The 22008-nt window shown below is 69.7% G+C and carries 22 protein-coding genes; 6 read left to right on the top strand and 16 right to left on the bottom strand.

Annotated elements, in window-relative coordinates; genetic code table 11:
* Nucleotides 1-98: 98 nt before the first annotated feature.
* The 6 genes from ITJ57_RS14840 to ITJ57_RS14815 all read right to left on the bottom strand — a co-directional run bounded on the left by ITJ57_RS14840 (nucleotide 99) and on the right by ITJ57_RS14815 (nucleotide 7314).
* On the bottom strand, nucleotides 99-929 hold the full coding sequence (locus ITJ57_RS14840; protein WP_194670844.1) for a hypothetical protein: 831 nt from the start codon (nucleotides 927-929) through the stop codon (nucleotides 99-101).
* A gap of 190 nt (nucleotides 930-1119) precedes the next feature.
* A complete protein-coding gene (locus ITJ57_RS14835; RefSeq protein WP_194670843.1) occupies nucleotides 1120-2502 on the bottom strand; it encodes a glycoside hydrolase family 32 protein in 1383 nt (460 codons plus the stop codon).
* 95 nt (nucleotides 2503-2597) lie between these two features.
* On the bottom strand, nucleotides 2598-4211 hold the full coding sequence (locus ITJ57_RS14830; protein WP_194670842.1) for an ABC transporter substrate-binding protein: 1614 nt from the start codon (nucleotides 4209-4211) through the stop codon (nucleotides 2598-2600).
* Between the two features lie 115 nt (nucleotides 4212-4326).
* Nucleotides 4327-5304: a carbohydrate ABC transporter permease gene (locus ITJ57_RS14825; RefSeq protein ID WP_194670841.1), complete on the bottom strand. Its 978-nt coding sequence runs from the start codon at nucleotides 5302-5304 to the stop codon at nucleotides 4327-4329.
* Nucleotides 5305-5311: 7 nt separating this feature from the next.
* Nucleotides 5312-6280 carry a sugar ABC transporter permease gene (locus ITJ57_RS14820; RefSeq protein ID WP_194670840.1) on the bottom strand — a complete coding sequence of 323 codons (969 nt, stop codon included), beginning with the start codon at nucleotides 6278-6280 and terminating at the stop codon, nucleotides 5312-5314.
* On the bottom strand, nucleotides 6277-7314 hold the full coding sequence (locus ITJ57_RS14815) for a LacI family DNA-binding transcriptional regulator (RefSeq protein WP_194670839.1): 1038 nt from the start codon (nucleotides 7312-7314) through the stop codon (nucleotides 6277-6279). Before ITJ57_RS14815 ends, ITJ57_RS14820 begins: the two co-directional genes overlap by 4 nt.
* Nucleotides 7315-7565: 251 nt before the next feature.
* Here ITJ57_RS14815 and ITJ57_RS14810 point away from each other — a divergent pair, with 251 nt between their 5' ends.
* On the top strand, nucleotides 7566-8402 hold the full coding sequence (locus ITJ57_RS14810) for an alpha/beta fold hydrolase (protein ID WP_194670838.1): 837 nt from the start codon (nucleotides 7566-7568) through the stop codon (nucleotides 8400-8402).
* Nucleotides 8403-8538: 136 nt separating this feature from the next.
* On the opposite strand, the gene ITJ57_RS14805 is transcribed toward ITJ57_RS14810, so the two are convergent.
* The 3 genes from ITJ57_RS14805 to ITJ57_RS14795 all read right to left on the bottom strand — a co-directional run bounded on the left by ITJ57_RS14805 (nucleotide 8539) and on the right by ITJ57_RS14795 (nucleotide 12381).
* Nucleotides 8539-10173, bottom strand: a complete 1635-nt coding sequence (locus tag ITJ57_RS14805) for a PAS domain-containing sensor histidine kinase (protein ID WP_194670837.1) — start codon at nucleotides 10171-10173, stop codon at nucleotides 8539-8541.
* Nucleotides 10174-10308: 135 nt separating this feature from the next.
* Nucleotides 10309-11424, bottom strand: coding sequence for a hypothetical protein (locus ITJ57_RS14800; RefSeq protein ID WP_194670836.1), 1116 nt, complete (start codon nucleotides 11422-11424; stop codon nucleotides 10309-10311).
* A 9-nt stretch (nucleotides 11425-11433) separates the two neighbouring features.
* Nucleotides 11434-12381, bottom strand: a complete 948-nt coding sequence (locus ITJ57_RS14795; protein ID WP_194670835.1) for a GlxA family transcriptional regulator — start codon at nucleotides 12379-12381, stop codon at nucleotides 11434-11436.
* A 126-nt stretch (nucleotides 12382-12507) separates the two neighbouring features.
* Between ITJ57_RS14795 and ITJ57_RS14790 the strand changes: the two genes are divergently transcribed.
* Nucleotides 12508-13137, top strand: coding sequence for an isochorismatase family protein (locus tag ITJ57_RS14790; RefSeq protein WP_194670834.1), 630 nt, complete (start codon nucleotides 12508-12510; stop codon nucleotides 13135-13137).
* Nucleotides 13138-13182: 45 nt separating this feature from the next.
* Nucleotides 13183-13788: a hypothetical protein gene (locus ITJ57_RS14785; RefSeq protein WP_194670833.1), complete on the top strand. Its 606-nt coding sequence runs from the start codon at nucleotides 13183-13185 to the stop codon at nucleotides 13786-13788.
* A gap of 42 nt (nucleotides 13789-13830) precedes the next feature.
* On the opposite strand, the gene ITJ57_RS14780 is transcribed toward ITJ57_RS14785, so the two are convergent.
* From ITJ57_RS14780 to ITJ57_RS14750, 7 genes are read right to left on the bottom strand one after another with little or no spacing between them, the layout of a single operon-like run.
* Nucleotides 13831-15333, bottom strand: a complete 1503-nt coding sequence (locus tag ITJ57_RS14780) for an ABC transporter substrate-binding protein (RefSeq protein ID WP_194670832.1) — start codon at nucleotides 15331-15333, stop codon at nucleotides 13831-13833.
* A gap of 37 nt (nucleotides 15334-15370) precedes the next feature.
* Nucleotides 15371-16243, bottom strand: a complete 873-nt coding sequence (locus ITJ57_RS14775) for a MurR/RpiR family transcriptional regulator (protein ID WP_194670831.1) — start codon at nucleotides 16241-16243, stop codon at nucleotides 15371-15373.
* Nucleotides 16224-17114, bottom strand: a complete 891-nt coding sequence (phnE, locus tag ITJ57_RS14770; RefSeq protein WP_194670830.1) for a phosphonate ABC transporter, permease protein PhnE — start codon at nucleotides 17112-17114, stop codon at nucleotides 16224-16226. Before phnE (ITJ57_RS14770) ends, ITJ57_RS14775 begins: the two co-directional genes overlap by 20 nt.
* Nucleotides 17111-17920, bottom strand: a complete 810-nt coding sequence (phnE, locus tag ITJ57_RS14765; protein WP_370582431.1) for a phosphonate ABC transporter, permease protein PhnE — start codon at nucleotides 17918-17920, stop codon at nucleotides 17111-17113. The genes phnE (ITJ57_RS14770) and phnE (ITJ57_RS14765) overlap by 4 nt, the downstream gene beginning before the upstream one ends.
* Nucleotides 17917-18741 (bottom strand): phosphonate ABC transporter ATP-binding protein, encoded by an 825-nt coding sequence (gene phnC, locus ITJ57_RS14760; RefSeq protein WP_194670829.1) that lies wholly within the window; start codon nucleotides 18739-18741, stop codon nucleotides 17917-17919. The genes phnE (ITJ57_RS14765) and phnC overlap by 4 nt, the downstream gene beginning before the upstream one ends.
* A 54-nt stretch (nucleotides 18742-18795) precedes the next feature.
* A complete protein-coding gene (gene phnD / locus ITJ57_RS14755; RefSeq protein ID WP_194670828.1) occupies nucleotides 18796-19806 on the bottom strand; it encodes a phosphate/phosphite/phosphonate ABC transporter substrate-binding protein in 1011 nt (336 codons plus the stop codon).
* A 31-nt stretch (nucleotides 19807-19837) separates the two neighbouring features.
* Nucleotides 19838-20539 (bottom strand): HAD family hydrolase, encoded by a 702-nt coding sequence (locus ITJ57_RS14750; protein WP_228507270.1) that lies wholly within the window; start codon nucleotides 20537-20539, stop codon nucleotides 19838-19840.
* 144 nt (nucleotides 20540-20683) lie between these two features.
* Between ITJ57_RS14750 and ITJ57_RS14745 the strand changes: the two genes are divergently transcribed.
* The 3 genes from ITJ57_RS14745 (at nucleotide 20684) to ITJ57_RS14735 (ending at nucleotide 21954) form a co-directional block, all read left to right on the top strand.
* Entirely contained in the window at nucleotides 20684-21310 is a 627-nt protein-coding gene (locus tag ITJ57_RS14745; RefSeq protein ID WP_194670827.1) for an amino acid deaminase, read from the top strand.
* 115 nt (nucleotides 21311-21425) lie between these two features.
* Nucleotides 21426-21680, top strand: coding sequence for a hypothetical protein (locus tag ITJ57_RS14740; protein WP_194670826.1), 255 nt, complete (start codon nucleotides 21426-21428; stop codon nucleotides 21678-21680).
* 25 nt (nucleotides 21681-21705) lie between these two features.
* Nucleotides 21706-21954 carry a DUF2795 domain-containing protein gene (locus ITJ57_RS14735; RefSeq protein WP_194670825.1) on the top strand — a complete coding sequence of 83 codons (249 nt, stop codon included), beginning with the start codon at nucleotides 21706-21708 and terminating at the stop codon, nucleotides 21952-21954.
* Nucleotides 21955-22008: the final 54 nt, after the last annotated feature.

Genomic DNA, 22008 nt, shown 5'->3' with positions numbered 1-22008 from the left:
CAACGGTAGGCACCAGGCCGACAGCGGACCATCGACCGATCGGAGGATTCCCGGCGACGCCCGCCGGGAGACGAGCGCCTTCGACACGTCGGGCCGCCTCAGACGGTGAGGCTCTCCCGCTCTGCGCGGGTCAACTTGACCCGGGCGAGGCGGATCCGCTGGCCGTCCTGCACTGGACGCGGGATCACCACCGTGAGCCATCCGTCGTGCTGCGCACCGAACAGGCACCCGTCCGTCCGCTCGAACACGAGCGGCGCGGGGATGGCACGCAGGGAGCCGATCTGCTGCCGCAGGACCGCCAGTCGATAGATCTCCAGCCGGCGCGCGACCGTCGTCGCCCGAACCGCCCGCAGGGCGGGTGCGAACACCGGTGACGGCATGCGGGGGCCCGACACCAGCATGAACGCCCGACCGAGATCCTGTGGACGCACTTCCCTGGGGCCGCCGACCAGTCGATGGTCGTAGGCGATCCGCGGCGAGCCCTCGCCGGTCCATTCGACCAGGCCCGTCGGTGCTTGCAACGCCACCCAGCCGGCTCGCCGGTAGATCGCGAACTCCCGCCGGACGCGCGCCTGGATGGACACCACCGAGACGACGATGAGGAGGAGACCGACGGCGACCCAACCGGCGACCGCCGGCCGAGAGATCCATTCCCCGAGCGCGCCGATGCCTGGTTCGGGTGCCGAGGTGAACGCCTCGATCGCTCCGAAGAGCTGCGGAACGAGGAACGGGATGCCGAGGACCAGCCCGAAGACGGAGTACTCGCCGTCGGTCTTCAGCCGGCGCCTGAACCCCCGGAGCGTGCTGATCTCCTGCTCGATGCTCCAGCGCAGCGCATCGAGTCGGTGGACGTCGACGCTGGCTTCCCAGTCCGGGCCGGCCCACCTGGGCTCTGGCCCGAGGCCGCTGGCGTTCGATGGAGTGCTCACGACACTCAGGCTAGGCCGGAGCCCGGCTCAGCGGAGCGTCCGCGGCGGGCCCCGGGCGATTCGCAGCTTCTGGGCCCGTCGTTCGACGCGGTAGTACCACCACGCGACCGGACGAACAGCATCTCGAAGCCGAGGAAGGCGCCAGACGCTCGGTCGGAACCCTCAGCTCCGGCCGCTCGGTGCCCGTCGCTCAACCGCGTTCGTCGATCTCGCCGTGGTGGAGCCGCGTGAACGGTGCCGCGGGGAAGACCTGCTCCGTGAACGTCACGCGGCCGTCGCCGACGAACACCTCGACGAGGTGGGCGTCGACGATGATCGTCAGCTGCACGGAGTCGCCCGTGTCGGTCGGGAGTGCGGCCCAGTCGACCGAGGCGTACGCCGGGTGGAACGTCGTGTTCCCGGCGTCGGTGCGGTCGCAGCTGATCCTGCGCTCCGAGCCGTCGACCGTGATGACGAAGCGTTCGTCGGTGCTCTTCTCCGGCGTGAGCGTCAGCGTCGTGTGCACGCCGTCGGCGCAGGGCACGTCGAGCTCGAAGCGGGTGACGTCGTCCCCCGGGAGGATGGGCGTCTGCGCGACGTGCACCCGGCCGTCCTCCGTGCGCACGAGCGAGATCTCGCGAGCGAGTGACATCGCCGACCGCCATGGTCCCGTCGGGGTCTCGTTGGCGTAGTCCCAGTTGCTCGCCCAGCCGATCATGAGTCGGCGTCCGTCTGGAACATCGCTGAACGACACGGCCGCGTAGTAGTCGCGGCCGAAGTCGAGCCAGTCGTACTCGGCCGGATCGGCAGAGGTGCTGAGCCGCTCAGCGGTGAAGACGTGTCCGTCGAAGTCGCCGACGAAGTACTGGGTGCCGGACCCACCGGCGATCGCGCCCGGGTTGAGGCTCACGACGAGGACCCACCGGACCTCGTCCGTGCCGCGGATGCGGAGGGGGAAGAGGTCTGGGCACTCCCAGACGCCGCCCGTGGCGTGCGCCGGGCCGAAGTGCGAGACGAGGGTCCAGTCGATGAGGTTCGGCGAGGTGTAGAACCCGATGCGGTGCTCCACCGGATCGGCGACGACCATCACCCAGTGGCCGCCGTCGTCGCCGAACCAGAACACCTTCGGGTCCCGGAACTCGGTCGACCCGATGTCGAGGACGGGATTGCCGGCGTACCGCGTCCAGACCTCCCCGCCGTCGGTGCTGTACGCGAGGGCCTGCGCCTGGGAGCCGGGAGTGTCGCCCTCCGGGTGGCGGGCCGCGGTGTAGACGGCGACGAGCGCCGGACGGTCGTCGATCGCGAACCCGGCCGTGTCGCGGTGGTCGACGACGACGCTCCCGGAGAAGGCCATCTCGCCGTCCTCGGCCGGAATGGCGACGGGACGGTGCTCCCACGTGACGAGGTCGGAGGACACCGCGTGCCCCCAGGAGATGTTGCCCCAGGTGGATCCGGTGGGGTTGTTCTGGAAGAAGAGGTGGTACACGCCGTCGTGGAACACCAGCCCGTTCGGGTCGTTCAGCCAGGTGGATTCGGCGGTGAAGTGGGCTGTCGGGCGAAGGGACCGCTCAGTGGCGGTCGAGGGCGTGGTCATGGTGCTCCTGACGGATGTCGGTCGGTGTGCGGGCGGTGGATCGGTGTGGTGGGGGAGGAGGAGTCGGGGGCGGCGCGGACGCCGCCCCCGACGGGTCACTCGCCGCCGTCCTGGAAGCGGTCGTAGGCCTGCTGGTAGGTGGCGATGACGTCGTCGATCCCCATCGAATCGAGCTGCGAGACGTAGCCGTCCCACTCGTCATCGACGGTGCCGTTCACGATCCAGCTGGCGAACTTCTCCTTGACGAGGGTGTTGATGTCGGTCACGGCGAAGGACGTCGCGTCGAGCTCGTCGTTGGAGAGCATGACCGGCGGGTAGGCCTCGTTGGCCTTGAACGGGGCGTAGAACTCGTTGACGAGGTCCTGACGCTCCTTCGCCCGCGGTTCCGGGGCGACCACGGTCTCGAAGTCCTCGGTCGTCGTGATCTTCGGGCCGCCTGGTGCGACCTTCTGGCGACGCTCGCCCTCGGCTTCGCCCGCCGGCGCGGGGATCTGCACGAGGACGCCGTCGGCGTTCTCCTCGAGGGTGACCCCGACCGGTCCCCAGTTCACCTGAGCGCTCATCACCGGGTCGAAGAGCCGGTCGGCCCAACGCATGGTGGCCGCCGGGTACTGGTTCGCCCGGGTGATCGCCATCGCGCCGCGGTTGATCTCCTGGTTGTTCGCGACGCTCGCGAGCTGCTCGCCGTCGACACCCTTGAGGACGCCCAGCATGGCGTAGTCGCCCATCCGGTCCTCACCGACCATCTCCTTGAGTTCCCACCAGAAGAAGGAGCCGAGGACCGCGGTGTCGGCCTTGCCCTTCGAGAGGTAGGCGAGGTCGTCCTGCGAGAACGACTCGGGATCGATCAGGCCGTCGGCGTACCAGTCGGACAGGGCTTCGACGCCGGCCCGGTAGCCATCGGTGTTGGCCGTGAACTCGACCTCGCCGTCACGCACGATGCGGTGGTCGTTGTTCTCGGGCTGGCCACCGAGGGCCGCGATGAGGTCGTTCGGGTTGGCGCAGAAGGAGTCCGTCCGGAACGACAGCGGGATCTCGTCGGCCTTGCCGTTGCCGTTCGGGTCCTGCGTCCTGAACGCCTCGAGGGCGGCATGGTACTCGTCGATCGTGCTGGGCATGGGTAGCCCCAGCGCGTCGAGCCAGGCCGTGTTGATGTAGAGGAAGTTCGGGTACTGCAGGATGCCGAGTTCCTCGACGGAGGGCAGTGTGTAGATGTGGCCGTCGGACGCCGTGATCGCCGCGCGGATGTCCGGGCGGTCCTCGAGGATGCCGGACAGGGTCGGTGCGTACTCCTCGATGAGGTCCTCGAGGGGCAGCAGCGTGCCGTTCTCGCCGTTCTGGACGATCTCGGCGTCGGTGAGCCCCGAGTTGTAGAGGACGTCCGGGAGCTCGTCGCTGGCGAGCATCAGGTTCTTCTTCTCGGCGTACACCTGCTCGGGCAGGTTCTTCCAGTCGATGGCGATGTTGGTGTCGGTCTGCCACTGCTGGACGAGCTGCATGTCGCCGTAGTTCGGGGCGAGCGCGGACTTCGTCCCGCCGAACGACAGGGTGAGGGTGTCGTCGACGATCGGGAGGCCGGTCTGGTTGAAGCCGAAGTCGTCGGACTTGTCCGCGACCTCGGCGGATCCTCCGCCGCCGGTGCAGCCGGCGAGGAGGAGGGCGCCACCCGCCGCGAGGGCGGTGATGGCGGTGAAACGACGGTGTCTCATGATGGTTTTCCTTCGGTGTGGTGATGGTGCTGGGACGGTGGTGCTGCTGGCACGGGGATGCTGGTGGGAGGGCGATGCCGCGGTGAACGGGCGGCGGATGTGGAGGCGCGCCGGATCAGCTCTTCACCGCGCCGAGGAGGGCGCCCTTGGTGAAGTGCTTCTGCATGAAGGGGAGGATGATCAGCAACGGGATGCTGGAGATCACGATCATCCCGTACTTGATCAGCTCGCCGATGCGCTGGGCGGCGGCGTAGGAGTCGAGGCCGCCGGTGCCTCCTGCGGAGGTGACCTCGGACTGGATCAGCACGTTGCGGAGCACGAGCTGGAGCGGGTACTTGCTCTCGTCGTCGAGGTAGATGAGGGCGTCGAAGAAGGCGTTCCAGTTCGCGACGAGGTGGATCATGATCATCAGGAAGATGAGCGGCTTCGACAGCGGCAACACGATCTGCAGGAAGAACCGGAAGTCGTTCGCCCCGTCGAGCTGTGCGGCCTCGCGGAGCTCGGCCGGCACGTTGTTCTCGAAGAACGCCCGGGCGATGATGAGGTTCCAGACGCCCACCGCCCCCGGGAGCACGACGGCCCAGACGGTGTCGAGCATGCCGAGGTCGCGGACCACGAGATACCGGGCGATGAGCCCGCCGTCGATGAACATCGTGATGATGAAGAACAGCATGAAGACGGTGCGGCCGTAGAGGTCCTTGCGCGACAAAGCGTAGGCGCCGCAGAGGATGCAGATCACGCTGATGGCCGTGCCGAGGACCGTGTAGAGGACGGAGTTCGCGAAGCCTCGCCAGATGGTCGCGTCCGCGAAGATCCGGGCGTAGCCCTCGACGGTGAACCCTTGCGGCCAGAGCCACACGTTGCCGTTGAGGATCTCCGCCGGTTCGCTGAACGACGCGATGACGATGAAGTACAGCGGGTAGATGATGGCGCAGATCGCGAGGACGAGGGTGCCGATCGCGACCACGTTGAAGAGCGGGTCGGCGAGGCGGCCTCGGCGGTCCGGCCGCGCGGGTGGCGGTCCGGGGCGGACGGGCGTCCGGACGGTGCGCCGTTCAGACTGCTGGGGCGGGGTGGAGATCGTGTGCGTCATCGCGTCATCACCAAAGGCTCGATTGGCCTGCTCGCCTGGCGATCCAGTTGAACGTCAGGAGCAGGACCAGGTTGATCAGGGAGTTGAAGAGGCCGATCGCGGCCGAATAGCTGAACTGCGCCTGTTGCAATCCGGCCTTGTAGACGTAGGTCTGGATGACCTCGGACGTCGGCAGGTTGAGGTCGGTCTGCATGAGCAGGACCTTCTCGAACCCGAGGTTGAAGAGGTTGCCGATGGCGAGGATGAACAGGATCGTGATCACCGGGAGGATCCCGGGGATGTCGATGTGGCGGATCCGCTGCCACTTGTTGGCGCCGTCGACGCGCGCCGCCTCATGGAGTGCCGGGTCGATCGCGGTCAGCGCCGCCAGGTAGACGATCATCGAGAACCCCGCGTTCTGCCAGATGTCCGAGCCGATGTAGAGCGGACGGAACCAGTCGGGTGAGCCCATGAAGAAGATCGGTTCCCCGCCGAACGCCACGAGGGCGTTGTTGACGATGCCCGCTCGTGGTGAGAACAGCAGGTGGATCATGCCGACGACGACCACCACCGAGATGAACGAGGGGGAGTAGAGCACGGTCTGCGTGAACTTCTTGAACCGTTCGCTCTGCAGCTGGTTCACGATGAGCGCGAGGATGATCGGCACCGGGAACGCGATGAGCAGCCCGAGGCCGTTGATCGTCAGCGTGTTGGCCAGCAGGCGTTCGAACTGGAACGACTCGATGAAGCGCGCGAAGTGCTCGAGTCCGACCCACCGGCTGCCGGCGAACCCGTCCGCCGGGTTGTAGTCGCGGAAGGCGATCTGCGCGCCGTACATCGGCCAGTACTTGAAGAGCAGCACGGAGATGGTCGCCGGCAGCAGTAATACGTATAACTGCCAACTTCGCAGGGCTCGTTTCAGATGCTCGCGCGGCCCTCGACGGGGCCGTACGGCTCGCGGCTTCGCGCTGACGCGGGGTGGTGATGCGGTGGTCATGATGGCACCTTCGCCTTCGACACGGATCCGCGGGGGATCAGTGAGCATTCGATCGGGGTTCTGCTGGGCTGTTCGCCGCCTCCGGCGAGCAGGATCTCGAGACCGGCGCGCGCCATCTGCTCATAGGGCAGCTCGACGGTCGTCAGTCCGGGGTCGAGGTAGGGCGCGATCATCTCGTGGTTGTCGAAGCCGACGATCGCGCAGTCGTCGGGTACGGAGAGGCCGAGGCGTTCGATGGCTCGGTACGCGCCCCACGCGGTGCGGTCGTTGCCGCAGAAGATCGCGGTCGGGCGGTCATCGGCGGTGAGCAGCGCGGTTGTGATCTCGAGGCCGTCCTCGACGATGCCCGAACCGTGTCTGATCCACTCCGGCTGCTCGGGGACGCCGGCCTCCGCGAGGGCTCGCCGGAACCCGGCCAGGCGGCCGATCCCGGCGGGCAGGTCACTGTCGACGTCCTGGATGTTGATCATGGCGATGCGGGTGTGGCCAGCCTCGAGCAGGTGCCGCGTCGCCGCGTACCCGCCGAGCTCCTCGTCGGGGAAGACGCTCGGAACGGTGCCCGCGCGGTCTTGGGCGTTGACGATGACGGTCGGGATCCCGTCGAGGGACGCGGGCAGCTCGACGAGGCGATGGTACATCGACGCGTAGACGACGCCCCGCACCCGGTAGGACCGCATCATGTCGATCGCCGCTGCCTCGAGGTCGGGCTCGTTGTAGGTGTCGACGCTCAGGATCACATTCCCGGTCTCCCAGGCTGCGAGCTGGGCGCCCTTGAGGAGCTGGCCGGCGAACGGTGCGCTGGCGACCTCGTCTGAGATGAAGCCGATCATGCCGGACTCGCCGCTGCGCAGTGACTTCGCGAACGCGTTCGTGCGGTAGTCGAGGTCCTTCACGGCGTCGAGGACACGGTTCCGGGTGGCCTCGGCGACCCGATTGCCCTCGATGTTGTTGAGGACGAGGGAGACCGTCGCCTGCGACACCCCGGCGCGCTCGGCGACCTGCCACATGGTGACCGTCTGCTTCCTGCGTGCCATGGGGTCCTCGTCGTCGAGTCGGTTAATCGTATGACGTGATGCTATCCGCCCGACGGAGGCTTCGCAACCCCGCCCCGATCCGACGGGGTCAGCAGCTCGTCTCGACAGCTGTCGAGACATCCCTGCAGGCCCGGGCGCGCCCCGATCCAGCTGGATATCGTGAAGCGCCTGCTCATCCACCGGGGAGCGGGGACACCACTCACCCACTGGCTCCGAGCGGTTCGGGGCCGACTCGAACGCGGAGGTTGATCATGCCGTTTGTGACCACGGACGATGGCGCAGAAATCTACTACAAGGACTGGGGCTCCACCGACGCCCAGCCGATCGTGTTCCACCACGGCTGGCCCCTGTCGTCCGACGACTGGGACGCGCAGATGCTGTTCTTCCTGGCCGAGGGCTACCGGGTGATCGCGAGCGACCGTCGCGGGCACGGGCGCTCCTCGCAGATCGGCACCGGGCACGACATGGACCACTACGCCAGCGACGTCTCGGCCGTCGTCGAGCACCTCGACCTGCACGACGCGATCCACATCGGCCACTCGACCGGCGGCGGACAGGTCGCCCGGTACGTCGCAAAGTACGGGCAGCCGCAGGGCCGGGTCGCGAAGGCGGTCCTCGTCTCCTCGGTGCCCCCGCTGATGGTCCAGACCGACGCGAACCCCGAGGGCACGCCGATCTCGGTCTTCGACGGGTTCCGCAGCGCCCTGGCTGCGAACCGTGCCGAGTTCTTCCAGGCCGTCGCCTCCGGCCCGTTCTACGGCTTCAACCGGGAGGGTGTGGAGCTGTCGGAGCCCGTCGTCGCCAACTGGTGGCGCCAGGGGATGACCGGCAGTGCGATCGCGCACTACGAGGGCATCAAGGCGTTCTCGGAGACGGACCAGACCGAGGACCTCAAGGCCATCACGGTGCCGGTGCTCGTCATGCAGGGTGACGACGACCAGGTCGTGCCCTACAAGGACGCGGCGCTCAAGCAGCACGAGCTGCTGAGCGACTCCACCCTGAAGATCTACGAGGGCTTCCCGCACGGCATGCTCACGACGCATGCCGACGTGATCAACCCGGACCTCCTCGCGTTCATCAAGGCGTAATCGAGGCGAGTGTTTGCCAGGGGTGTCCCGCGTGAGCGGGGTGCCCCTGGTCGTCGTGGCAGGCCGCTCGTCCGCCCCTCGGCATCCGCCGGCCGTCCCATTCGCGGGCCCATCCGCGACGGCGGGCCTGGTCGGCTTATGGGGCCGCAGGGCCCGCGGCGGGAATCGTGAACGTCGCCTCGGTGCCGACACCGGGCGTGCTGGCGAGGACGAGCGATCCGCCGTGCGCTTCGGCGATGGCCCGAGCGGCGTGCAGGCCGAGCCCGACCCCCTGGACGGCGCGCTCGTTCGCGTACGGCGTGCGGTAGAACTTGTCGAAGGCCTGACGGAGCTCGTCCGCGGTCATCCCCACCCCGTCGTCGGCGACGCGGAGCTGCACCGACTGCTCCGCCCTGGTGAGCGTCACCTGGATGCGGCCGTCGGGGGCGAACTTCGCGGCGTTGACGACGAGCTCGGCGACCGCCCGGCGGACCTGGACGGCGTCCACGGCGGCGACGAGCGGCCCGTCGGCGGACAGCGTGATGGTCGCGTTCGGAGCCGTGGCTTCCGCAGCGGCGACGGCTTCCGCGGCGACGACGGCCAGGTCGACGTCGCTCCGCTGCAGCACGACGGTGGTGTCCGAGGCCGTCAGCAACTCCTGGACCCGGCGTTCCAGTGCCTCGGCGTTCCTCCGGATGACGGCGAGCGCGGGCAGCAACTGCGGAGCGTCGACCTCGGCGTCGTCGGTGACGAGTTCGAGGTAGCCGTGGATGGACGTCAACGGCGTGCGCAGCTCGTGCGAGACGGTGGTGAGGAACTCCTCGCGCACGCTGACGGCGTTCGCGAGCTCGGTGACGTCGTGCGCGACCACGACCGTCCCGAGGAGTTCGCCGTCGGGACGGACCACCCGGCTCGAGGTCGCGAGGATCGCGTGTTGCTCGCCGACCGGGCCCAACCACTCCATGTGTCCGGCGATCTCCTCGCCACGAAGGGCTCGCGGGATGATCTGCTCCTCGGCGGGGATGGTCGTCTTGCGGTCGGCGGCGAGGACGTGCGTGCCCGCGTACGGGGGCGTGTCGAGCCGGAAGCCGACGGCGGCGACCATGTCGGCCGCTCGCTGGTTCGACAGTCTGAGCTGGCCGTCAGGGGTGTAGAAGGCGACGCCCGCCTCGACGGTGTTGAGGATGGCGTCCGCCAGCGTCTCGGCGTCGAGTGCGCGGGCGAGCGACTCCTCCACCTCGGTGGCGTGTTGACGCACGGCGCGTTGTGTCCGCCGGAGTTGCCGGGCGCCGATGTTCACCGCGATGGCGATCCCGATGGTGAGGAACGGCAGGAGGAGAAGGCTCAGCCAGTCGAGCGGGGTGGTCGGGACGCGTCGTTCGACGATGAAGGGGAACGCGGCGATGAGCAGTGCACCGGCGACGGCGACCACCATCATCCGCTGGGTGAAGCCGTAGGCCAGCCAGAGGATCGGGAAGACGCAGAGGAAGCTGACCGCCGGCACGACGTGGACCAGCTCGGTGCGGAGGAACGCCACGGCGACGAGGTCGAGCAGGGCGATCCACGCCATGGTGTTGCTCGACCACCGTTCCCAGGGCACGAGGACGGACAGCAGGGTGCTGAGCGCCGCCACCGACAGGCCACCGAGGAACAGCGGCGAGGTGGCGTGCTGCGGGAGCGCGAGGACGATCGCGACCGCGACGACGGCGGTCGCGACGGTGAACGGCAGCTGAGCGCGGAGGAAGACCCGGAGCCGACCCGGTCGGGTCGCCTCGTGTTCCAGGAGTGGCACGTCGCCTGCTTTCCGGGGTGATGGTGTGGATCGAAATCTACACGGCGATCAGCCGGATCACGGCGTCGGGATCGATCCCGTCGGGGCGCTCTGGACCACGTACACCTGGGAGCGCCGCTCAGGCGACGAGTGCCGTCACCGCGTCTGCGCGATGATCGCCTCCGCGACCGTCCGCGCACCGTCGCCGGAGTTCACCGTGTAGAACGTGTCACCGACGGTGAAGGAGAGCGGGGAGCGCGGGCCGTCGCTGCGACGCGCGACGAGGGCTGATTCACCGTCGACCGCACCCTCGAGGGCGACGGGCTCGAGCGCCGCCGCGATGTCGGGCTGCGCTGCCAGCCCGTCGATGATCGTGGCACCGCCTCGGACCACGAGGATGTCGGTGTAGCCGAAGCCCTCCGCGAAGAGTTCGCAGCTGAACGCACCGACGCGTGCGCTCGCCGCATCCTCCAGATCGACGATCGGCTGGGTGCGTGGATCGATGACCGTGTACGTCGTGGGGGTGTCGCCGTACTGGAGCGCTGCCGCGATGCCGGCTTCGTCAAGCCCGCCGTCACAGGTGGCGTCGCCCTCCCGCGGTGTCAGCGTGGGCCAGGCGAGCTGGGCCTTCGAGGCAGGCTCCACCGTCGTGAAGGTCGACTCGGCGGCGATGGCGAGGTTGTCGAGGACTTCACCGGCGGGCGCGTCGTCGAAGCGGCTCCCGGTGCTGGTGAGTCCCGCGGCGGTGATGGACAGATCGACCCAGGCCTCGCCGACGGGCGCGGACACACGCCAGCCGGTCTCGCCCGACGCGGTGGTCGCTTCGACGCCCGCGATCGTCCTCGTGTCCTCCGACGGGGTGTCGCCGGCGTAGGGCGGGGCCCAGTCGTCGGCTGCGTCCGGCAGGATCTCGATCGAGAGGTAGGCCCAGTCGCCGGCGCCGTCGCCGATCGACTGCTGAGCGGTGCCCACCCGCCACGAGCAGGCGAGCCCACCGGCAGCGGTCAGGACGGCCTGGTCCACGGCGTCGGACGGTTGGACCGCTTCGACGACGTCGGCCGGTTCGGCGGCGAGGACGGCGGCGACGGTGTCGAGCGTCGCGAAATCATCGCACGCCAGGAGCTCGGTCGATGTCGAGGAGCTCGGAGCCTCGGACGTCGGTGACGCGCCCGGAGCCGCCGTCGAGGCGCACGACGAGGCCGTCAACACGACCACCACCGCGATCCCCGCACCGATGCCGAACGACCGTCTTCCCTCGCCCCTGATCCCCATGCGCCGAGACTATCGGTGGCGCGCGTCGAACCGGCGTCGATACCGCGACGGCGTGCTGTCGAACGCGGCGACGAAGTTCTGGCGGAACGTGACCGGGGTGAATCCGCATGCCACGGCGACCTGGTCGACCGGGAGGTCGGTGGTCTCCAAGAGCCGTCTGGCCTCGTCGAGGCGACGCGCGCGGACCCACGCGGCCGGGGTCGTGCCGATCGCCGACCGGAAGGCGCGCACGAAGGACCGCCGGCTGAGATGTGCCTCAGTGGCCAGGCGATCGACGGTGAGCGGTTCGTCGAGGTGGGCCGACGCCCACGCCGTCGCTACCGCGATCGGATCCTGCGCCTCGGCCCGCGGCACCGGTCGTTCGATGAACTGCGCCTGGCCGCCCTCGCGGTGCGGAGCGACGACGAGGCTCCGGGCGACGCGGTTCGCCGCTTCCGCACCGAGCCGGGTGCGGACGAGGTGCAGGCAGGCGTCGAGACCCGAGGCGGTACCGGCCGAGGTGAGGACGTCGCCGTGATCGACGTAGAGGGCGGTCGCGTCCACGGTCACCGCCGGGTGCCGCTCCGCCAGGTGCCCCGCGGCGTGCCAGTGGGTCGCAGCCGTCCGGCCGTCGAGGAGTCCGGTGTCGGCGACGGCGATCGCTCCGAGGCACAGCCCGACGATCGTGGCGCCGCGTCCGTGGGCGTCGAGGACGGCCGCCCGGAGCTCCGGCGACACCGCGCTCCCGTCTTCCGTCCACGACGGGAGGACGACGATGTCGGCGTCGGTCATCGCCGCCAACCCCCGGACGTCGGCGATCGTGTATCCCTCGGCGGTGCGGATCGATCCCGCATGGTCGGCGAGGAGGAACGACTCCCAGTCGGCGAGGCCCTGATGGCGGACCTCGTCGAACACCAGTTGCGGCACGGACAGGTGGAACATGGTGACGTCGTCGAAGGCGTGGATGGCGATGCGCATGGTCGGCTCCGATCTGGCCTGATCTCATCAGTATTGTGCATTCGTGCCAATGGTGTGGCCGTCGGCTCCGGGAGACGATGGACCGGTCGTCGTCCTGACGCCAGCACCGAACAGAGGAGACACCCCGTGAACACCACCCGCCGCGCCCTGGTCCTGGTCGACGTCCAGCAGGAGTACTTCGCGGGTCCACTCGCGATCCAGTACCCGCCGCGCGATGAGTCCGTCGAACGGATCGGCGCGGCCATCGACGCTGCGACGGACGCCGGCCTCCCGGTCGCCGTCGTCCAGCACTCCGCCGGCCGTGGCGCTCCCGTGTTCGACCCGGACACCGCAGCCTTCGAGCTGCATCCCGAGGTCGCGCGTCGGGCGCAGCCGTCCTGGAAGCCCGTCGTGAAGCAGTACGGTTCGGTCTTCGCCGGGACGGACCTCGAGGCCTGGCTCCGCGAGCAGGGCGCGGACACGGTGACCCTGGTCGGCTACATGACGAACAACTGCATCATCGCGTCCGCAGCGGCGGCCGAGGAGCTCGGCATCGCCGTCGAGGTGCTGTCCGACGCGACCGGCGCGATCGCGATCGAGAACGCGGCCGGGTCGGCGACCGCCGAGACGGTCCACACCACCCTCATGGCCATCCTCGACTCGAACTTCGCCGCGGTCGCGACGACCGACGCGTGGGCGCGGGCACTGGCCGACGGCACGGTGCTCCCGAAGGACGACCTGGCGTCCTCGGCGACCCGGGGTGGACAGCGCGGGTAGTGGCCGCGCTGGTGGGCTTGGCCCATCGGATGACAGGATGGGTCGATGCGCTCGCACACCGCCCGAACCCGGTTCCTCCCCGTCATCGTCGTGATCTCCGCACTCGCCCTCGGCGGATGCGCGTCCTCGCCGGGTGGTGCCGGAGCGGGTTCACCGACGGCGTCGGCCACCCCGACCGTGTCCGAACCGCCGAGCACCCCGGTCGTGGAGACCACCCTGTCTGACGACATCGACGGGACGAAGGTGACCCCGCTGGCGATCGTCACCGACTTCCCGGCTCCGGCAGGCTCTACGGCGGGTATCCACCCGGTGCTCATCAAGGTGAAGCTCGAGGCGGGAGACGTCTACGGCGGCAGCGTCCACCCCTCGGTGGCCTCCATCACGCGCCGCAACGGCAACCTCGACTACATCTCCCTCGGCCTCGGCAACCCGAAGGAGCTCGTGACGGCGATGTCCGCGGCCGGCTACACCCCGCTGCAGGCGGTTCCCGCCGGGAAGACCCAGACGGGGTGGATCGGCGCCTGGCTCTCCGACGAGGTCACGGAGTACGACCTCGTCTACAACCGCGACGAGGGCAAGGTGATCGGCGGCAGCAAGAACGGCGAGACCGTCCCGGCCAGCCGGTCGATCACCCCGCTCACGCCCCGGTAGTCCGAGCAGACAGCAGGACGAGCGGCACGAGCGGCTCCTGGATCAGTCGGCGACCGCGACGTCCGACAGGTCGAGGTGCTCGCTCACGAAGTCCGTGGGGAAGCCGGTCACCCCGTCGCGCACCACGGTGAGGGTGATCGCGGTGTAGAGCCAGTCGGCGGCGTGGTCGTTCGACACCAGGGCGGCGGCCTCCCGCAGCTTCGCGTCCGCCGTCGCGGGGTCGGTCGCCGTCCTCGCCTCGGCGGCCAGCGCCTGCACCCGCGGATTGTCGTAGCCGTAGTAGTAATCCGGGTTCGCCCAGTTCTGGAAGTCGCGGGCCTCGACGTGGTTCACGAAGCTGAGGTCGTAGTCGTGGTTCGTGTACACGTCGTTCAACCAGGTGGGGAACTCGACGCTGTCGACGGTGAGGGTGACGCCGACGGCCGCGAACTGGGAGACCAGCACCTTGGACGCCGCGGTCCCGTAGTGGTTCGGGATGACGAGCGTGAGGGCGAGGTCGTCCTGCCCGGCTTCGGCGAGGAGCGACTTCGCCCGATCGGGGTCGTAGTCGACGACCCCGGTGAGGTCCTCGTAGCCGGGGTCGAGCTCGGGGATGGGACCGTACTGTTCGACGGCGGCGCCACCGACGGCCTCGACGATCGCGGCGTGGTCGATCGCCGTGCGGAGCGCCTCACGCACGCGCGGGTCGTCGAGCGGCGCGCGCCGGTTGTTGAAGGCGAGGGTGTACTTGTCGGTCGTCTTGCCCTCGGTGACGGTGAAGCCCTCGGCGCGTGCGACCTGGTCCCGCAGGTTGGCGTCGAGGCCGATCTGCGCGTCGAGCTCGCCCGCGAGGGTCGCGTTCACGGCTGAGGCGGCGTCGGGGATGTAGCTGAAGACGACCTCCCGCAGCTTCGGGGCGTCGCCCCAGTACGCGTCGTTGCGCTCGAAGGTGATGCTGTCCCCTTGCTTCCAGGCCTGCAGCGTGAACGGCCCGGTGCCGACGGCGGTCGTGGAGCGGTCGTTCGTGGCGCCCTGCTGCAACACGAGGCCCGCGCGGCCGGTGAGTGCCCACAGCAGGTTGGCGTCGGGGGAGCCGAGCTGCAATCGGACGGTGCCCTCGTCGACCGCGGTGATGCTCTCGACCTGCTCCAGCGCGAGGTGGTCGACGAACGAGGCGTCCTGCTGCACCTGGGTGAGTGAGTCGACGACGTCCGCGGCGGTGAGCGGAGCCCCGTCGTGGAAGGTGACCCCGTCGCGCAGGACGAAGGTGTAGGTGAGGCCGTCGGCGCTGATCTCGTGGCTCGTCGCGAGCGTGTCGACGATGCGGTCGTCCTCGGCGCGGGAGACGAGCCCCTGGTAGACGTTGTCGATGAGGATCTGCTCGAGCGCGGCACCGGAGGTCGTGCGGATGTCGAGATCGGACGGTTCGAGGACGAGCCCGACCCGGAGGGTGGCGTCGGCGTCGGGGGTCGGCGCTGCCGAGGGGCCGGTGCAGCCGGTGAGGACGAGGGCGGCGACGGCGATCGCGGCGGTGAGGAGCTGACGACGCACTCGGTGTTGGGGCATGGGGAACATTCTCGCCGATCGGGACCCCGGCCCGGGATCACCCCGACGCGTCGTCCGAGAGCGAGTCGCTGATGACGGCGAGCGTGGCCGACTGGGCGCGTTGCGCGCGCTCGCCGCGCCGGGCGACGAGCAGGCCGACGACCGACTCGGTGACGAGCATGATGGCGGCCCGCGAGGTGTGCACGAGCTCGTCCCGGAAGGTGGCGTCGATGGGGGCGACGATGAGCGCCACTTCGGCGAGCTCGGCGACCGCGGATCGGGGGAACGAGGTGATCGCGAGCACCGTGGCACCGCTGGCGCGGGCGGCGGCGGCCACCTCGACGGACGCGCGACTCGCCCCCGAGCCGGAGAGGACGAGGCACGCCGAACCCGGCCCCAGGTGGGTCGCCGCGATCCGCTGGCCGATGGTGTCGGGCAGGTACTCGGCCGGGCGCCCCGCCGACATGAGGCGCATGGCGAGGTCCGAGCCGAGGGGTGAGGAGAGGCCGTTCGCGGCGATGAGCAGCCGCGGGGCCTCGTCGAGCACCTGGACGAAGCGCTCGAGCGTCTCCTCGGTCATGGCCGACGTCGTCTGCCCGAGCCGACCGGCGAACCGGTCGATGGCTCCGCGCAACGAGCCGAGCATGGTGTCGTCGCCGTCGTTCCGCGCCGCCGGCGTGCCGAGGGCGACCTCGCGGGTGAGGGCGACCCGGAGTTGCGGGTAGCCCTCGTAGCCGAGTGACTGCGCCGTCCGGATGACGGTCGCCCGCCCGACCCCGGCGAGGTCGGCGACCTCCTGCGCGGTGCGTTCGATGCTCGCCTCGATGTCGACGGCGACCGTCTCGGCCACGCGTCGTTCGCTCGGTTGCAGCGACGGCGCGAGCATCGCGATGCGCGCCGTCGGTGGGGCGTCAGCCGACCCTGTCCACATTGCGGCTCCTCGTCGTGCGGGCGGGAAGGGTGGTGCGGGTGGTGCGGGTGGTGCGCGTGGGCCGGGCGCCCGGCCCCTGGGTGATCCGGCGGCGGATCGCCCCCGAGATCGCGTCCATCGTCATGGTGGCCACGACCACCACGATCAGCAGCATCCCGACTGTATCCCACTGCCGATAGTTGGTGTAGTTGGCCAGCATGCTGCCGATCCCGCCGGCTCCGACGAGCCCGAGGACCGCCGAGGTGCGCAGGTTGATCTCGAAACGGTAGAGCGCGAGCGAGAGCAGGGCAGGGGCGGCGGCGGGCCAGAGCGCCCAGCGGGTGACCTCGGCCGTGCCACCGCCCGCGGCGCGGACAGCCTCCGATGCTCCCTCCTGCACGGACTCGATCGTCTCGTACACCCACTTGCCCTGGGTGCCGATGCCGGCGATGCCGAGCGCGAGCGCCCCGGTGAACGGGGTGAGCCCCGTGATGGTGAGCAGGATGAGCGCGATGATGACCTCGGGCACGGCCCGGATGACGGCGAACACCCCGCGCAGCGGGAGCCGCAGCCAGACCGGACCGACGGACCGGGCGGCCAGCATCCCGAGCGGGATCGAGATGAGGACGCAGAGGATCGCGCCGATCCAGGCCATCGAGATCGACCGCCACATCTCGGTGAGGGCGCGAGGCAGTTTCTCCCAGTTCGGGCTCTCGAACATGAGCCCGCCGAAGTGCACCAGCTGCGCCGGGACCGCGCCGAGGTCGCTCCAGTCGATGGGGAGGCCGGCGGTGGCCGCGACCACGACGATCGCGACCGCGACGGCGGCGAGGGTCGGCAGGAGGCGCGAGGGGTGACGCGGCAGCTCGGGCCGCAGGTCGATGGCGCTCATACGAGGCGCCTGCGCAGCAGGTTCGACGCGATCTCGATGAGGACGACGACCACGAGGATCTCGAGCACGATGATCGAGACGTCGTCGTAGGCGTAGAACGCCCGGCGCTCGTCGAGGAGGCGCCCGATGCCGCCCCCGCCGACGATGCCGAGGATGGCCGAGATGCGGACGTTGAGTTCGAGCGTGTACAGCCACTGGTTCGCGAACAGCGGCCACACCTGCGGCAGGACGGTGGCGCGGTTGATCTGCGTCTGCGTTCCGCCCGCCGCCCGACCGGCCTCGACGTAGGGGTGGTCGGCGGAGTCGATCGCCTCGGAGACGAGTTTGACGATGATGCCGATGTCGAACAGGAACAGGGTCAGGAGGCCCGGGAGTGCTCCGACGCCGACCATCGCCACGAGGATCGTGGCGTAGACGAGGTCGGGCACGGCGCGGACGACGTTGACGACGGCGCGCAGGATCCGCCTGGAGACCGCGTTCGGGTTCGTGGGAGCCGCCGCCCAGAGGGTCAGCGGCACCGACAGGAGTGCGGCCGCCACCGCTCCCACCAGCGCCATCTGGAGGGTCTCCAGCATCGGCTGGATCGTCCGCGGCAGGAACGCGACATCGGGTTGGAAGAGCTGGAGGAGCAGGCCGGAGCCGTTGTCCCAGTGGCTGATGAGCGCGCCGAAGTCGAGCTGCACCCCACCGATCGCGGGCAGACACGTCGCGATCGTGAACGCGGCGACCGCGCCGAGGATCAGGGCGGTGCGGAGTCTCGCCGTCGGTTTCGGCGGCAGCTTCCAATCGGTGCCGGCGGCGGTCACCGGTCGAGCCGATCGTCGGGCTGGATGGGACGGCCGTAGATGCGTTCGAAGTCCGCCTCGGTCGCGTCCGCCGCGGACCCGTCGTAGACGAGTTCGCCGTCACGCAGTCCGATCATGCGGGTCGTGTAGGTCCGGGCCAGGTCCATGAGGTGGATGTTGACGAGCACCGTGAGGCCCGTCTCCGTGTTCACGCGACGGAGGTCGTTCATGACCGTGTGCGCGGTCGGCGGGTCGAGGCTCGCGACCGGTTCGTCGGCGAGCATGACGCTCGGTTGCTGGGTGAGGGCACGGGCGATCGCGACGCGCTGCTGCTGGCCGCCGGAGAGTTGTGACGCACGCGTCCAGACCTTGTCGAGCATGCCGACCGACTGGAGCGAGCGCAGGGCGAGCTCCCGGTCGGTGGCCGTCGTGAGCCCGAGGAGCGTCCGGTAGGTGGGGGTGCTGGCGAACCGTCCGACGAGCACGTTGCGGTACACGCTGGCGCGGTCGGCCAGGTTGAAGCCCTGGAAGATCATGCCGATGTGCCCACGGAGGCTGCGGAGCCGGCGGCCGCGCAGGCCGGTGACGAGGTGCGGGCCGACGGTCACGGTCCCGCTCGTCGCTGGCACGAGGCCGTTGATCGTGCGGATGAGCGTCGACTTGCCGGAGCCGGACAACCCGACGACGGAGACCATCTCGCCGGCGGCGATGTCGAGGGAGACGTTGCGGAGCGCCCTCGTGCCGTTCGGATAGGTGACCGAGACGTCGTCGAGACGGATGGACCACGACGCGGAGGCCGCGAGCTGGGCTCGGGCCTCCGCGCGATGCTGATCAGTGTTCATGCACCGGATTCCTGGAGGGGTGAAGGGTGGGGTGGGGGACCGGACAGAGCCTGGTCAGTTCGAGAACTGGTCGAGGATCTCGCCGTAGCGGGTGATCTCGTCCGGTGCGGTCTTGTCGGTCCAGCCGGAGAGGCCGACGAGGTCGAACATGACCTTCTTCGCCTCGTCGGAGGAGTCCGCGTAGCCCGCCATGAGCTCGGTGAGCTGCTCGGTGAGGTCCTTCGGGAGCGACTTGGAGACCGCGACGCCGCCGTTCGGGATCATCTCGGTGTAGGCGAAGGCGACCACCTTGTCGGCGACGTCGGGCGCCTCCTTGAGGACGGTCGTGCGGGCGTCCCAGTAGCCGAAGGAGACCTCGGCGTCACCGTTGTACACGGAGAGGACCGCGTTGTTGTTGCCCTCGACCGGCACCTGGGTGATGTCGGCGTCCGTGTCGATGCCGGCGTCGCGCATGGCGACGACGGGGTACTGGTAGCCGGCGGGGGAGGTCGCGGCCTGCAGGGCGACCTTGGTGCCCTTCGAGATCTTGTCGAGGGACGTCAATGCCGCCGGTCCGGAGCCGGTCGCGGCCTCGGCGCCGGGTTCGATCCCGTTGCAGTAGGAGAGCGGGGTGTCGCTCGCCGCGTAGGTGACCATGACGGGTGCGTCGTCGCAGTACTTGTCGGGGTTGTTCGTGTATGCGACGGAGGCGTAGGAGGTCGCCCCGAACCGGACGTCGCGCAGGACGAGGTTCGCGTCGTACCGCTCGGTCGCGTTGTAGAGGGAGCCCGCGTCGGTGATGATGACCTGCGCCTGGTCGCTGCCGAGCGCCTCGACGGTGGCGGCGTAGTCGGTCGCGACGACCCCGTTCACCTCGATGCCGAGGTTGTCCGACAGGTAGGAGGTGAGCGGGTCGAGCGCCTCGGCGAGGTCCTCGCCCTCGACCGAGGGGACGAGGGAGATGGTGATCGAGTCCGGCCAGGCGGCGGTCCCCGTGGCGGAGGGGGTGGAGGCGGCGGGGCTGCAGCCGGCGAGGGCGAGGGCGGTGATGGCCGCGACGCCGGAGACGAGCAGGATCTTGCGCATGTTCAGGGTGCCTTTCGGAGATGGAGGGTGATCAGGACTGCAGGGTGGAGGAGGAAGCGGAGGACGCGGGGGCGGACGAGGCGGTTCGTGCCCAGTCGAGGATCCGGTCGTAGAGGTCGGCGAGCGAGTGGCCGCGCATCGTCGCGTCGGCCGAGGAACGTTCGGACGTCGCACCGACGAGCGCGGTGTCGGCACCGAGTTCGGCGGCCGGTGCCAGGTCGTTCTCGACGATGTCGCCGACGGCGAGGAGCGGGCCCGTGGCGAGCGCCTCACGGATGAGCGGCACGAGTCCGGCCGGCTTCCCGACGGCGAAGTGCACGGCGTCGAACCGCTCGGTGACCCCCCAGGTGTCGAGGAGTTCGGTGATGCCGTCGCCGGGGGCGTTGGTGGCCAGGACGAGGCGGGCGTGACCGCTGAGCGTGTCGAGGAAGTCCGCCAGGCCGTCCGGCGAGACCACCGCTGCCTCGTCGGTGCCGAGGAGCGCGCGGGAGTCGTCGTAGGCGGCCCCGATGACGACGGCGTCGACGCCCTGGTCGCGGGCGATCCGGGTGACGGCGTCGTAGCCGTCCCGCGCGTCGGCCGTGCCGGCTGCGAAGGCCGCGATGGCCGCTTCGGCGCGGGCGGCGAACGAAGCGTCCGCGGTGCGCTCGGCGATGGCGCGGGCGAAGGCCGTGATCGGTCCGTCGCCGAGGGCGAGGGTCCCGTCGAAGTCGAAGAGGATGGTGGGGGGCACAGGCGCTCCTTCTGAGCGTGTCGTTCGTGCGACCGCACCTGCGGACGCTGCGTCCATGATGAACAATGAGTGTGGACGCAATCACCACACCACGTGAACGCCGGGTGAATTCGTCGACGACAGGCCCCCGTAGGCTGTGGTGCTGTGACGATCGAGGAGCTGGCGCGGCGCGCCGCAGCGGAACCGGGCAGCGTGCTCGACGAGTGCTCCTGGCTCGGTCCGGCGATCGACGAGGATGCCGAAGCCCGCCGCTTCGCTGTCTGGGGTGCGTCGACGGTGGTCGACGAGCACACCGGTACGCCCGTCGTCGCGCGTCGCTTGTTCGAGGCGCTGCACGAGCGGGCCGGGCTCCGTGCCGCCTGGCCGATCGGCAACGCCGGACTCCTCCACACCTACGGCTACCTGCTGTCGACGGTGCCGACCCCGTACGGCCTGAAGCGCGAGCGCTGGCTCGACGGCGCGCTCGCCGACGCGTTCGAGCTGCCGGCGGACGCGTTCGTCCCGTGGGCTCGCGAGGCGACGCTGCTGGCGAGGGTGACGACAGTGGCGCTTCCGGCGCTGGGCCGGCCGGTGCGGACGGCGGCCGGCCTGGGCGGACCACGCCGCCTCGCGGTCGTGGGAGCGGCGGGGTCGTCGTCCGCAGTGGTCTACGGGGTCGCGGGTCGCCTCATCACCACGTTCCCGGTCGCCTCCGTTGCCGGCGTGCTCGAGGAGTGGGACGCCGATCCCGAGCGCCTCCGCTGGAACGCCGTCGACGACACCGTCGGCTGATCACCAGAGCGGACGAGCGCGTCGCCGTCAACCCCTGCAGGGACGACTTGCGATCACTGAATGTCTGTCGTATAAAAAATCTGTCGCGATCAACACAGATTCTTTGGAGCAGGAGATGACCACCGATCCCGCCGTGATGACCGACGGCCGACGAGACGCCCCACGTCAGGCACTGGCCGCCCTCACCGCACTGCCGCGCACCATGCGTCGCGTCACCCCGCCACCGCGACGCGGCATCCTCCGGGACCTCGGCACCGCGGTCGGCGGCTACATCCTGCTCGTGGGCATCGCGGCCGCCTGCATCGTCGGCTGGGCCGCCCTGCTCGCCGTCCCCGCCCTCGCGATCGTCCTCAGCGCGACCGCACCCTGACCCCTTCACCGCAGAAAGGCATGACATGACCACCGTGATCACCGACGACATCAGCACCAACCCGGCCCTCGACGTCTTCCTCTCGACGATGGAGTACCCGGCCACCCGCTACGACCTCGTCCGCGAAGCCGCGCGCGACGGTCTCGGCAGTGAGGAACTCGCGGCGCTCGCCGCGCTCCCCGACCAGAGCTACGAGGGCGGTTGGTACGTGCGGCGTCAGCTCGCGCGGAACGGGCGGATCGCCTCCGCGCAGCGCGAGCTCGTCGGCGCCTGAGCGAGAGACCCTCACGCACACGCACGGACGGGCCGGGCCCGAAGGCCCGACCCG

Source organism: Plantibacter sp. VKM Ac-2880 (assembly GCF_015351235.1).
Taxonomy (GTDB): domain Bacteria; phylum Actinomycetota; class Actinomycetes; order Actinomycetales; family Microbacteriaceae; genus Plantibacter.
The sequence above is the reverse complement of the archived record's forward strand: the minus strand, read 5'-3'. Positions and strand labels throughout refer to the sequence as shown.

What these genes read in the sequence shown, in the direction of transcription:
- ITJ57_RS14735 (WP_194670825.1), top strand. Translation starts at nt 21,706, where the DNA reads ATGACCACCGTGATCACCGACGACATCAGCACCAACCCGGCCCTCGAC.
- phnC (WP_194670829.1), bottom strand. Translation starts at nt 18,741, where the DNA reads ATGAACACTGATCAGCATCGCGCGGAGGCCCGAGCCCAGCTCGCGGCC.
- phnE (WP_194670830.1), bottom strand. Translation starts at nt 17,114, where the DNA reads ATGAGCGCCATCGACCTGCGGCCCGAGCTGCCGCGTCACCCCTCGCGC.
- ITJ57_RS14810 (WP_194670838.1), top strand. Translation starts at nt 7,566, where the DNA reads ATGCCGTTTGTGACCACGGACGATGGCGCAGAAATCTACTACAAGGAC.
- ITJ57_RS14780 (WP_194670832.1), bottom strand. Translation starts at nt 15,333, where the DNA reads ATGCCCCAACACCGAGTGCGTCGTCAGCTCCTCACCGCCGCGATCGCC.
- ITJ57_RS14835 (WP_194670843.1), bottom strand. Translation starts at nt 2,502, where the DNA reads ATGACCACGCCCTCGACCGCCACTGAGCGGTCCCTTCGCCCGACAGCC.
- ITJ57_RS14785 (WP_194670833.1), top strand. Translation starts at nt 13,183, where the DNA reads ATGCGCTCGCACACCGCCCGAACCCGGTTCCTCCCCGTCATCGTCGTG.
- ITJ57_RS14795 (WP_194670835.1), bottom strand. Translation starts at nt 12,381, where the DNA reads ATGCGCATCGCCATCCACGCCTTCGACGACGTCACCATGTTCCACCTG.
- phnD (WP_194670828.1), bottom strand. Translation starts at nt 19,806, where the DNA reads ATGCGCAAGATCCTGCTCGTCTCCGGCGTCGCGGCCATCACCGCCCTC.
- ITJ57_RS14825 (WP_194670841.1), bottom strand. Translation starts at nt 5,304, where the DNA reads ATGACGCACACGATCTCCACCCCGCCCCAGCAGTCTGAACGGCGCACC.
- ITJ57_RS14800 (WP_194670836.1), bottom strand. Translation starts at nt 11,424, where the DNA reads ATGGGGATCAGGGGCGAGGGAAGACGGTCGTTCGGCATCGGTGCGGGG.
- ITJ57_RS14830 (WP_194670842.1), bottom strand. Translation starts at nt 4,211, where the DNA reads ATGAGACACCGTCGTTTCACCGCCATCACCGCCCTCGCGGCGGGTGGC.
- ITJ57_RS14740 (WP_194670826.1), top strand. Translation starts at nt 21,426, where the DNA reads ATGACCACCGATCCCGCCGTGATGACCGACGGCCGACGAGACGCCCCA.
- ITJ57_RS14815 (WP_194670839.1), bottom strand. Translation starts at nt 7,314, where the DNA reads ATGGCACGCAGGAAGCAGACGGTCACCATGTGGCAGGTCGCCGAGCGC.
- ITJ57_RS14820 (WP_194670840.1), bottom strand. Translation starts at nt 6,280, where the DNA reads ATGACCACCGCATCACCACCCCGCGTCAGCGCGAAGCCGCGAGCCGTA.
- ITJ57_RS14775 (WP_194670831.1), bottom strand. Translation starts at nt 16,243, where the DNA reads ATGTGGACAGGGTCGGCTGACGCCCCACCGACGGCGCGCATCGCGATG.